General features: G+C 57.8%; 7 protein-coding genes and 1 rRNA gene. 4 read left to right on the forward strand and 4 right to left on the reverse strand.

The genetic code is table 11. The features are described 5' to 3' along the window. The first annotated feature begins 147 nt into the window (after positions 1-147). Both rrf and AC4PS6_RS18250 read left to right on the forward strand, forming a co-directional pair. Positions 148-263, forward strand: a 5S ribosomal RNA gene (gene rrf / locus AC4PS6_RS18245). A 273-nt stretch (positions 264-536) separates the two neighbouring features. Continuing rightward, entirely contained in the window at positions 537-2,417 is a 1,881-nt protein-coding gene (locus AC4PS6_RS18250) for a methyl-accepting chemotaxis protein (RefSeq protein ID WP_014716359.1), read from the forward strand. Positions 2,418-2,480: 63 nt separating this feature from the next. On the opposite strand, the gene AC4PS6_RS18255 is transcribed toward AC4PS6_RS18250, so the two are convergent. The 4 genes from AC4PS6_RS18255 to AC4PS6_RS18270 form a co-directional block, all read right to left on the reverse strand. After that, a complete protein-coding gene (locus AC4PS6_RS18255) occupies positions 2,481-5,858 on the reverse strand; it encodes an amino acid adenylation domain-containing protein (RefSeq protein ID WP_336827541.1) in 3,378 nt (1,125 codons plus the stop codon). Beyond that, positions 5,855-6,802, reverse strand: coding sequence for a diiron oxygenase (locus AC4PS6_RS18260; RefSeq protein WP_032903077.1), 948 nt, complete (start codon positions 6,800-6,802; stop codon positions 5,855-5,857). Before AC4PS6_RS18260 ends, AC4PS6_RS18255 begins: the two co-directional genes overlap by 4 nt. Next, on the reverse strand, positions 6,799-7,557 hold the full coding sequence (locus tag AC4PS6_RS18265; RefSeq protein WP_020302192.1) for a DUF3050 domain-containing protein: 759 nt from the start codon (positions 7,555-7,557) through the stop codon (positions 6,799-6,801). The genes AC4PS6_RS18260 and AC4PS6_RS18265 overlap by 4 nt, the downstream gene beginning before the upstream one ends. Before the next feature lie 377 nt (positions 7,558-7,934). Next, positions 7,935-8,645: a GntR family transcriptional regulator gene (locus AC4PS6_RS18270; RefSeq protein ID WP_014716363.1), complete on the reverse strand. Its 711-nt coding sequence runs from the start codon at positions 8,643-8,645 to the stop codon at positions 7,935-7,937. Positions 8,646-8,964: 319 nt separating this feature from the next. Here AC4PS6_RS18270 and lapG point away from each other — a divergent pair, with 319 nt between their 5' ends. Together lapG and lapD are read left to right on the forward strand one after the other, a co-directional pair. Continuing rightward, complete coding sequence (lapG, locus tag AC4PS6_RS18275) at positions 8,965-9,588, forward strand: cysteine protease LapG (protein ID WP_019819857.1); 624 nt, start codon at positions 8,965-8,967, stop codon at positions 9,586-9,588. 14 nt (positions 9,589-9,602) lie between these two features. After that, positions 9,603-11,549 (forward strand): cyclic di-GMP receptor LapD, encoded by a 1,947-nt coding sequence (gene lapD / locus AC4PS6_RS18280; protein ID WP_054922570.1) that lies wholly within the window; start codon positions 9,603-9,605, stop codon positions 11,547-11,549. The last annotated feature ends 16 nt before the right edge of the window (positions 11,550-11,565 follow it).

Consider the following 11,565-nt stretch of genomic DNA (forward strand, 5'->3'; position numbering starts at 1 on the left):
GTGGGGTTTCCCCATGTGAGAGTAGGTCATCGTCAAGATTAAATTCCGAAACCCCTGTTTGCTAACACAAACAGGGGTTTTGTTTATGTAGAAGCTCATGAATTTCACCGGCACGTTGCCAACACAACGGTCTGGTACACAGAATTTCTTGACGACCATAGAGCATTGGAACCACCTGATCCCATCCCGAACTCAGCAGTGAAACGATGCATCGCCGATGGTAGTGTGGGGTTTCCCCATGTGAGAGTAGGTCATCGTCAAGATTGAATTCCAAAACCCCTGTCTGCTAACGCAGACAGGGGTTTTGTCGTTTAGGGCAGCCATCACAGCGAATCTGCCTTATCCCTACCGCCTGTCGGTTTCCTACGCTAAAAGAAGATGCTTCTCACAAATTTCTAAGATTTGTCGAAGTTTGGCCGAAAGCCTGACGAGCCATGCGTGCACCGAAATAGAGCGACCGCAGAGTCCGCCTATCCCGTTACATGGAATGTTCCACTCGGCACGCTCACCCCCCTTTGGCAAAAGAAGTCGATGAAATGAATCTCAAGTTCAGTCATAAAATTCTGTTGGCCGCGTCAGGCGTCGTGGTTTTAGCCTTCGCGCTATTTACGCTCTACAACGACTACCTGCAGCGCAGTACCATCAGGCAAAACCTGACATCGTCCATCCAGCAATCCGGCGAGCTGACCGCCAGCAGTGTGCAGAACTGGCTCAGTGGTCGCATCCTGGTCCTCGAGAATCTGGCGCAGAACGTTGCCCACCAAGGCAGTGCGGCCGACCTTCCTGGTTTGGTCGATCAGCCAGCATTCACCACCAATTTCCAGTTCACCTATGTAGGTCAAACCAACGGGGTATTCACCCAGCGCCCTGACGCGAAGATGCCTGACGACTATGACCCTCGTCAGCGCCCTTGGTACAAGCAAGCAGTAGTCGCGGACAAAACCATGCTTACTCCGCCTTATATGGCGGCTGTGGGCGGTCAGATCGTGACAATTGCCATGCCGGTGAAAAAGAACGGCGAGTTATTGGGTGTTGTCGGTGGTGACCTGAGCCTGCAGACACTGGTGAAGATCATCAACTCGGTAGACTTCGGTGGTATCGGCCATGCGTTCCTGGTCAGCGGTGATGGCCAGGTCATCGTCAGTCCAGACCAGGACCAGGTGATGAAGAACCTCAAGGACATCTACCCTGGCACCCATGTGCGCATTGAGAAGCTCAATCAGGACGTTGTCCTCAACGGTCAGGATCGCATCCTTTCCTTCACGCCTATCAGCGGCTTGCCTGGCGCTGACTGGTACATAGGCCTGTCGATCGACAAAGAAAAAGCCTATGCCCCACTAGGCAAATTCCGCACTTCGGCCTTGATTGCGATGTTGATCGCCGTTGTGGCCATTGCGGTGCTCCTGAGCCTGTTGATTCAAGTCCTGTTGCGCCCGCTGACCACCATGGGCGTGGCCATGCAGGACATTGCCCAAGGCGAAGGTGATTTGACCCGACGTCTGGACGTGACCAGCAAAGACGAGTTCGGCGAGGTCGGCAGCGCATTCAATCAGTTCGTCGAGCGAATCCACGCGTCGATTTCCGAAGTGTCTTCGGCAACGCGCCAGGTGCACGATTTGTCCCAGCGTGTGATGGCTTCATCTAATGCGTCGATCATCGGTTCTGACGAACAGAGCGCGCGTACCAACAGCGTAGCCGCAGCCATCAACGAACTAGGGGCTGCCACCCAGGAAATCGCGCGCAACGCCGCGGATGCGTCCCAGCACGCCAGTGGTGCCAGCGAACAAGCTGACGATGGTCGTAAAGTGGTGGAGCAAACCATCCAGGCGATGTCTGAGTTGTCGCAGAAGATCAGCCTGTCCTGCACTCAGATTGAAACCCTTAATGCCAGTACCGACAACATCGGGCACATCCTGGATGTGATCAAAGGTATTTCCCAACAAACCAACTTGCTCGCCCTCAACGCGGCGATCGAAGCGGCCCGTGCTGGTGAAGCCGGGCGTGGCTTTGCCGTGGTGGCGGATGAAGTGCGTAATTTGGCGCACCGCACCCAGGAGTCGGCAGAAGAAATCCACAAGATGATCACTTCGCTGCAAGTGGGCTCGCGTGAAGCTGTGACCACCATGAACGCCAGCCAGGCTTCCAGCGAAGAAAGCGTCGAAGTCGCCAACCAGGCAGGTGAGCGTCTGGTCAGCGTGACGCAACGTATCGTTGAGATCGACGGCATGAACCAATCCGTCGCGGCCGCCACCGAAGAGCAGACCGCAGTGGTTGAAACCCTCAACGTCGATATCAACCAGATCAACTTGCTAAACCAGCAGGGTGTGGCCAACCTCAACGAGACGCTCAAGGACTGCGATGCGCTGTCCCAGCAGGCCAGCCGACTGAAGCAATTGGTCGATAGCTTCAAGATCTGATCCTGACCGCATCGGAGCGAGGCCTCTCGCTCCGATCGCTTGGCCTCACGTCCAGGGTGCTATTCAGAGGAAGTTGATAGCGCTCAGGTAGTCGCAGCCTTTGCGTAACAGCGCCTGGCTCTTGGGTGGATAGCACATCCCCATTTTTTCCAAGCCCCACCGGGCATTGTCGTAACGGATCATCGATGTATCACCGATGTCTTCGCCCAGTCCGTCCAGGTAAAAGCCCAGCACCCCGAACAACGCGTTATTGCGGCTCACTTTGCGCAGCGCCCGTTGCCAGTGTTCAATGCTTACCCGGTCAAAAGCGTGTCCAGCCTCGCTGAAGGCGTCGAGGTACTGGTCCCAACTCAAGGGCAGCGGGTTGTGCAGGTTGAACACATTTCGCCCAGGGTCAAAGTGAGCGCTGTGGAAGGCGATGAAACGCGCCAGGAAGTCCACCGGCATCAGGTCGAAATTGGCGTCCAGTCGCGGGACCATCCCTAATTGCAGAGACCCCTTGAGCATCAACATCAAGCGGTTTTTCTGTGGCTGGCAAACGCCGTTCTGGCTGTTGAAGCTGATATTTCCCGGCCGATGAATATTGACCCAGGCCCCTTGCTCAACTGCCCGTCCTAATAGCCGCTCGGCTACCCACTTGGAGAGGTTGTAGCCATTTTTCACATAGAGCGGCAGTGCGCGTCGGGCAGGCGCTTCAAGCACGTACCCGTCGACGTCTACGCTGCTGCAGGCTGAGAGCGTCGAGATGAAATTGAGGACCTTCTTGCAATGGGTCTCGCAAAGACGCAGGCATTCCAGCACCGGCTCGACGTTGTCCTTTGCGAGTGAGGCGTAATCCCTCACATGATTGACCTGCGCGGCGTTATGCACCAACACGCCGTAATGACGGGCGAGGTGCTCGTACACGTCGTCGGCCAAGCCCAGGCGAGGTTTACGAATATCGGCGGCGTATACCTGTACTCGGCTCAGGTCCAGATGTTCCAAGCGGTATTCACGTAATGCCTGGGCGAACCTTGCCGCCGCCGAATGGCCGGGCAACTCACGCACCAGGCACGCCACGTCCTGCGCCCCGCCAGCCAGCAGTGCCTGGACGATATGCACCCCGACAAAGCTGTTTGCGCCAGTAACGATGGCTTTGCGCGAATCTCCCGCAAGGGTGTCGGGCAGAACCTCGACCTTCAGTGCGCGCGTCGCATCTTGCTCCATCTGGTTGGACGGTTTATCCGGCAGCGTGCCGCCATCCATGAGTGCGGCCAATGTGCGAATGGTCGGCGTCTCAAAAAAGGGGCTCAGGCAGAAGCTGCGGCCAAACTGCTCGCGCAGGCGTAGCAACAGAGTCGACAACAGGATGGAGTGGCCACCGAGGTTGAAAAAACTCTCATCAATCGAGAGTTCGCCTGCGGGTAATCCCAGCAGCTCACCCCACACGTCAGCCAGTTGTGCCTGCAAAGGGTCTTGTATGCGACAGCGATCCCTCCCGATGGGTATGGGTATTGGCATGGCCAACAAGGCCTTGCGATCGATCTTGCCGTTATTCGAACGGGGCATGCATGCCAGTTCGCTCCAAGCGCTGGGCTGCATATGCACGGGCAACCACTGCCGAGCATGTTCCTTCAGGCTTGCCAGCGTAGCGCCAGATTCCGGCTGGGCGGCAAAGCCGATGACTCTGTGTGCCGTATCGATCACCACTGCCACTTGGCGAAACAAGCGACTATCGCGCAAGCACTGTTCAATATCCTGAGGCTGAACTCGAAACCCGCGGATCTTGACTTGCTCATCCCTGCGGCCGCCCAGCTCGATGCCCTCTTGCGTCCATTTTGCCAAGTCGCCGCTGCGATAAGCCTGTAGCACTTGGCCATTTGGCAGTGTCAGCGCCACGAACGGATTGTCGGGCCGCGATGGTGTATTTGAATAACCCAGGCTTACTCCGGGACCGACAATGTACAAGTCGCCCATTACCTGTTCATCCACGGGCTGCAGGTTCTCGTCGAGAATCAGCACCTGGCTGTTAGCGATGGGGAGGCCGATATTGCGATGGCTGTCACCTCGTTGGAATACCCGATGGGTCGCCAACACAGTGGCCTCGGTCGGCCCATAGAGGTTATGCAGCTGGCATTGACCGGCCAGTTGTTCGATCACGCAGGGCTCGCAGAAATCACCTCCGGTCAGTAAATGAGTCATGCCCAATGGCTGATCCAGCGGCAGGATGCTGAGCAGTGCCGGTGGCACAAACCCATGAGTGACGCGTTGCTTGCGAATCAGCTCTACCAGTTGCTGAGGGTCGTGACGTTGGTCTGGGCTGGGGACAATCAACGCGGCGCCAACGATCAATGCAGGGAAAATATCGATCAGTGAAGAATCGAAGCCCAGTGGCGAAAACTGCAGGACGCGACTGTGTTGATCCAACGCCACGCAACTGACGAGCCAGGCCGTGAAATGCGCCAGGTTGTATTGGCTCAGCAGTACCCCCTTGGGCTGGCCCGTCGTACCCGAGGTGAACAGTGCCACGCACGGCTCGTCGGCACGGGGATGACGGTGCATCAGCGGTTGCGTCATGTCGGCGCTGTGCGCGGCAACCTGGCTCACATCAAGTGAAACGAAACGCTCTCGCAATGGGTGCTGGCCATTCTCCAGCAGCACACAGGCCTTGAGGCTGGTCAGCATGCAGTGCTGGCGTTGCTCCGGGTGGTCAGGCACCAGCGGCAAATACACGGCGCCACAGCCAAGCACCGCGAGAATGCTGGCGTACAACTCGGCAGATTTCTCCAGGCATACGCCGACCACTTGTGGAGCCTCGGCATCCTCCAGCAAGGGAAGCAGGCGTTGTTGAATAGCCATGGCTTGTTGCTGGAGCTGCCGATAAGTCAGCGCATGACCGGCGATGTTCAGCACTGTTCGATGTGCGAAGGTATTGAGGCTGGCCTGCAGCCGTTCGATCATGGGCGTTCGGGCCGCTTGCAACAAGGCAGGGTCCGCCGTGTGGTTGAACCGGTGCATGAAAGCCAAGGCATCCAACTCCTGCAGGCCCTGTTCAGGCCAGGCGTTAGCAGCGGCCGTTGCCGAGAAGTAGGCGGGGTCTCTTGAAAAACCGCAGACCAACAAAGCAGCCCACTCCACCACTGCATTCGTTGCCTGCTGACGCAACCGCTGCCCATTGCCGCTGGGTTCCTGGGCAACGTCGTGCACCGTCAGCAGGCGCCGCTCCCGGTCATAGCAGCGCAACTGCAATGAGGGCAGCCCGTGTTCGCAGAGCGGGCCGATACCCACGCGCAAGCTTAACCATGGCGCACTGGCGGGCGAGGGCGGCAGCGGCTGACTCCCGTCTTCAATAACCAGATCCACAGACACCGTTCCTGCCACATGCCCATACTGCTCCAGCTCCTGCTTGAGCGCCGCCAGAGCGTTAGTGGTACCACGCCACTCGATCTGCAAGCGCCTCATGCCAACCTCATCGATACGGGCAGATAGTCGCGCAGGGCTCGTGCCACGCTGGGGGTTTGCAGTACGCCGCTGTGGTGCAGAAAGCCCATGATATTGGCCACCAGCGGATGTTGGTGGGTGATGGGAAAATCCAGCGCCCGGATTTCGTCGCACAGTGCCACGCGAGTGTGGGCACTGATCGTCAAGTGTTCGATCAGTTGCAGATCGAAGTCTTTTTGTAGCTCGTTGGTCAGGTAGTGCGTCAGGAATACGGGCAGGGCTTGAGCAATGTGGTCGCGATCTTGCGAGCTTGCCGACTGCCAGTAGAGGCGCACCAACTGTGTCCAGAACCGCGCATGCCGCCCTTCATCAAACAGATGATCGGCCATCAGGCCGCGGACAGAGGATTTGACGCTGGCGTCTTTGGAAAACGCTGCGACGTCATGGGTGACGGTGTTCTCGGCGATGGCGACGCCGATCAGCTCAACGGCATCGTGCAAATATGTCGGTACCTGCGCCTGGGCTGCCGGAAGCGCGCGGCTCAGTTCAATTTGCCCGGGTAGATCGAGCGGTTGAATCCCGGTCATTGCCACGGCTTGCTGAAGGAAATCCAGGGCTACCAGCGCGTGGTAATCCTCGTCGACAACGACCGTCATCGCGTCGTAACGGCAGGCGAGCGGGAAGGGCAGGGAGAAGCGATTTTTAGCAATGCTGCGCGCGGTTTTGTCGACGATCTCGGTTTCGAAAATCACCACGTCATTGATGAATTTGTAGAAGCTTTGCACCAGCACGAAGTTGCGCCATTGCGGGCAGTGCTTGAGAAAGGTTGCACTCAGCACCAGAGGCTGGCGGCACAGGGGGAAGATGAGTTTGTCGTCGTCTTCCAACATCCGCCGGGGGCGTGTGCGGATGGTTGCGCGACGTTCCCAGTCATCGGCAAAGGATTGGTAGCTGACGGCGTTCACGGACGTACCTCTTGCATCGAGGCCAGCACGTCGTCCCAGAGGGTAATACGACTTTCCACGGCGCCCAGGGCGGCGCTATCGGCTTGTTGCTGACGACTGGGGTCGGCGTCGATCAGGTGCGTTAGCAACTGTTGCGCCGCAGGGCCGTGGTCATCGCCGTCCAATTCGATATGGCGGTTGAGGTAGTAACATAACGTAGGGGCCTGCCGACCTATGAAAGCATGGCTATGCAAAAGCCCCTTGAACATTGACGGAATCACACTCTCGCGGCCATGCAGGAACGCCGCCGCCACACAGTGGGTCGGGGCGCTCAAGGCGATTTGTAAGGTGCTGTCGACGAAGCGGGCCACGCCCAGGGGAGCATCGCTCATTTGCAAGGCCGCGCTTACCTCCACTCCCTGGCTTTGCAGGTCGATGAAGCGAGTGATTGCGACGGTGCTGGCGCCCACTTCCGTCATCGCGTCAAGGTACAGCTCGAAGTGGCTGCAATAGCCCCGTGTCGGGTGTTCGTCCGTCTCTTCAGCCAGCACGATTTCATTGATCAGGCGGGCATCGCGGGGGGCAGCGCAGGGGAGCCAGGGTAACTGTGTGCACGTGAGGTCCTGTTGCAGGCGTTTGGTCAGGCTCATGAAGTCCCAGACCGCAAATACATGGTGTTCCATAAAGTGTTGTAACTTGCCAACGGTGGTTATTTCTATAAATAACGGGTGGTCGAACAGTTTTTGTTTTTTTTGCTCAAGTAAATAGTGATGCATGGTTGACGCCTATAGTTGTTGCGAGTGCTTTAAAAGCAGTGTTGGACTGTTATAGTTGTGAGTGCAAGAGTAACTTGATCGCGTTCACGCGCACGGCGCTACCATTTAAATAGGCGGCCGCAGCGGTATGGGAAGGCGTGGCTTGCTGAGCGAAGATAATAAGCTGATTGAATGTTTGAACCGGTATGCAAATGTATTAAAGGACTTTGCCGATGTTTATATGTGCGGTAAATTGCCCGGCTATAGGTGGGATTTTTCCGTGCACTAAGTCGGCGTTAATCGTTCTTTAGTTATTTTTTAAATATTTCTGATGGAGCAACAACCCTGATAGGGAAGCTGCTCCATCACCTGAGGATTAAGGGCAAAAGCAAAAAAACTTACTGCACGGCTTTTTTGTCGGCGCTCTCAAGGCTGCTGAGGTAGGTGGCGATCACCTCCATGCCTCGCATCAAGTGGTTACGCAACGTCAGGATGCTCTCCTCGACCTTCTTCTGCGCCACCAGGCTCAGCAGTTCGCGGTGATCTTCCTGGGAGGTCTCGCCCAGCCCCATCGCCTCAAGGTTGAAGCGCAGGAAGCGTTCCTCCTCATTCAACCCGTGCTCGACCAGGGTGAGCAGTCGCTGGTTGGGCGCCTTGCCATATAGCACCATGTGAAACAGGCGATTGAGGCGACCAATCTCGGTGTAGTCTTTTTCGCTTTCCAGCGAATTGATACAAGCCTCGGCTTGAGCAAGGTCCGCGTCGGTGAGCAGCGGAATCGACAGGCGCAAGGCTTCGGACTCCAGCAACATGCGCAAGGCATAGGTCTCTGCCGAATTGTCCTCGATCAAGGGGGCAACGACGGCACCCTTGTGAGTCACCACATGCAGCAAGGATTGCGCCTCCAGCTGGCGCAAAGCTTCACGCACGGGCATGCGGCTGACGCCGAACAGGCTGGCCAGTTCTTGCTGGCGCATGGCGGTGCCACAGGGCAATCGCCCATCGAGGATGGCATTACGCAAGGTTTCTTCAATAACGGAGCGCGCAAGATGGGCGGGAATAGGCCCGCTGATTTTGATGCTGCTTAATGGGTTCGGCTTCTGCGTCACGGTTGCGCTATCCTCCTTTCTTGAATAATAGGTTGGCTAATTGGATCCAAAGAACACTAAAGATGGGCCAGGCGCTTGTCAAACAGCCAGAGTTTCCGTTTGTAAGGGCTTACACAGCATACTTTGTGTCTCTCACAGGAGGCGGTTATAAAATCACCGCCTACTGTGATGATTGCACTGTGCCATTGTTTTTTGTAGGGCCAGGCTTCACCATTCCTTGAAATTCCGTCTCTTTCATGGACTGAACACTTTGGCGGTAAGTTTTATTCCCTATCGACTGCTTTGCTGGCTTTTATCAGCAATTTTACTGGCTGGCCTGATGCTCGGCGGGCTGCGTGCCGATTGGGATTTCTCGCAGATCAGCCGCAAGGCCACCGCCGTCTACGGCCCGTTGGGGCAAGGCCAGCAACGTATCGACGCCTGGCAGCGGCTATTGGCGAGCGAAAAACAGGTCAGCGAGCAGGACCAGCTCAAGGTCGTCAATTTGTTCTTCAACAAGCAAATGACCTACGTGGAAGACATCGATCTCTGGCACGTTGTCGATTATTGGGAGACACCCGTCGAAGCACTCTGGAAAGGCGCCGGTGACTGCGAAGACTACGCCATCGCAAAGTATTTCAGTTTGCGTCACCTGGGGGTGTCCAGCGACAAATTGCGCATTACCTACGTCAAGGCCTTGCGGCAGAATCGGGCGCACATGGTCCTGACCTATTATTCGACCCCAGACGCTGTCCCACTGGTGCTCGACAGCCTGATGGATGAGATCCTGCCGGCCACTCGTCGCACCGATCTGGTCCCGGTGTACTCATTCAACGCCGAGGGGCTGTACTTGCCCGGTGCCAAGGGCAACAAGAAAGTCGGTGATACCAAACGCTTGTCGCGCTGGCAGGATGTGTTGAGAAAAATGCGTGCGGAAGGCTTCCCAGCCGAGCCTGCCAACTAGGAGTAACTGATCGGATGTCTCTGTTCAAACAGCTATTGATTGCAATCTGTCTGTTCCTGGTGGTCGCCTTCAGCGGCAGCTTCATGGTCAGCCTGGAAAGCTCGCGCACCCAATACGTCAACCAACTGCGCTCCCACGCCCAGGATGCCGCAACGGCGTTGGCGCTGTCGCTGACCCCGAATATCGATGACCCAGCCATGGTGGAGCTGTTGGTCAGCTCGATCTTCGACAGCGGTTACTATGCCAGCATCCGCGTCGTGGACCTGGCCACCGACAAAACCATCGTCGAGCGCAGCGGTATTCCCGACAACAACGGCGTGCCCAACTGGTTCGTCAAGCTGATCGGCCTGGAGCCGGCGGGCGGTGATGCCCTGGTCAGCCGTGGCTGGGAACAGGCCGCACGGGTAGAAGTGGTCAGCCATCCGATGTTCGCCCTGGCCAAGCTCTGGCAAAGCGCCCTGGGTAGCCTGGGCTGGTTGCTCTTGTGCGGTGCGGTCAGCGTGGTGCTCGGTGGGCTGTTGCTGCGCCGGCAATTGAAGCCGTTGGACTATATGGTCAAACAGTCCCACGCCATTGCCCGCCGTGAGTTCCTCAGCCTGCCTGACTTGCCCCGCACGCCTGAACTGCGGCGGGTGGTGCAGGCCATGAACCAGATGGTGGAAAAGCTCAAGGCGCTGTTCCAGGAGCAGGCCGAGCGTAGCGAAAAACTGCGCACCGAATCCTATCAGGACAACCTCACCGGCCTCGCCAACCGCCGTTATTTCGAGATGCAGCTCAACGCCCGCGTCAGTAACCCGGAAGAGACCAACTCCGGCTACCTTCTGCTGCTGCGGGTCAAGGACCTGGCCGGCCTCAACCAGCGCCTGGGTGGCCAGCGCACCGACCAGTTACTGCAAGCGGTTGGCGAACAACTACTGCGCCAGTGCGCGCCGTACCCGGAAACCCATAACCTCGTCACCCGTATTCGTGGCGGTGAGTTCGCCGTGCTGGCGCCGGGGTTGATGCGTGAAGAAGCGATGCAGCTGGCGCAAAACCTGGAAAGCACTTTGCTCAGCCTGCAAGCGACCGGCGCCAGTGACGTTACGCCGGTCGCCTATATCGGCCTGGCGCCGTTCAGCCATGGCGACGCGCCCCAAGCCCTGCTGACCCTGGCCGATCAGGCCCTGGCCCAGGCCCAAGCGCAGGGCGACACCAGTTGGGTGTGCCTGGACCGCAGCGCCGCCGCCAGCGTGGGAGACGATCACCATGCCTGGCACACCTTGTTGGACCAGGCCCTGACCCAGCAGCGCTTCCAGCTGTACTTCCAGCCGGTTGTCGCCAGCCAGGACCCACAATTGGTCTTGCATTACAAAGTACTGTCGCGCTTGCAGGACGAAGACGGCCACACCATACCGGCCGGGCGCTTCCTGCCGTGGCTTGAGCGCTTTGGTTGGTCAGCCCGCCTGGACCGCCTGATGCTGGAGCAGGTGCTCAAGCAGATGGCCAGCCACACCGAGAACCTGGCGCTGAATCTTTCGGCCGCGACCTTGCAAGATACCCAGGCCCTGAACCGCGTTTATGACCTGCTACGCCAGCACAGCAACCTGGGCCCGCGCCTCACCCTGGAGATTGGTGAGGAGCAACTGCCTGAGCAGCCCGTGCTGGAACAGATGACCCAGCGCCTGCGCGAACTGGGCTTCTCCCTCAGCCTGCAACGTTTCGGTGGGCGGTTCAGCATGATCGGTAACCTGGCGCGCCTGGGCCTGGCGTACCTGAAGATCGACGGCAGCTACATTCGCGCCATCGACCAGGAAAGTGACAAGCGCCTGTTTATCGAAGCTATTCAGCGAGCGGCCCATAGCATTGACCTGCCGCTGATTGCCGAGCGTGTAGAGACCGAGGGCGAACTGAAGGTGATTCGTGAGATGGGGATTTTCGGCGTGCAGGGCCAACTGTTTGGCGAGCCCGCGCCCTGGAAATAATTTACCTGTAGGAGCG

The organism is Pseudomonas sp. DW-iso17 (assembly GCF_058725345.1).

Coding starts and splice junctions, on each gene's coding strand:
- AC4PS6_RS18250 (WP_014716359.1), top strand. CDS start 537: ATGAATCTCAAGTTCAGTCATAAAATTCTGTTGGCCGCGTCAGGCGTC.
- AC4PS6_RS18265 (WP_020302192.1), bottom strand. CDS start 7,557: ATGCATCACTATTTACTTGAGCAAAAAAAACAAAAACTGTTCGACCAC.
- lapD (WP_054922570.1), top strand. CDS start 9,603: ATGTCTCTGTTCAAACAGCTATTGATTGCAATCTGTCTGTTCCTGGTG.
- lapG (WP_019819857.1), top strand. CDS start 8,965: ATGCTCGGCGGGCTGCGTGCCGATTGGGATTTCTCGCAGATCAGCCGC.
- AC4PS6_RS18255 (WP_336827541.1), bottom strand. CDS start 5,858: ATGAGGCGCTTGCAGATCGAGTGGCGTGGTACCACTAACGCTCTGGCG.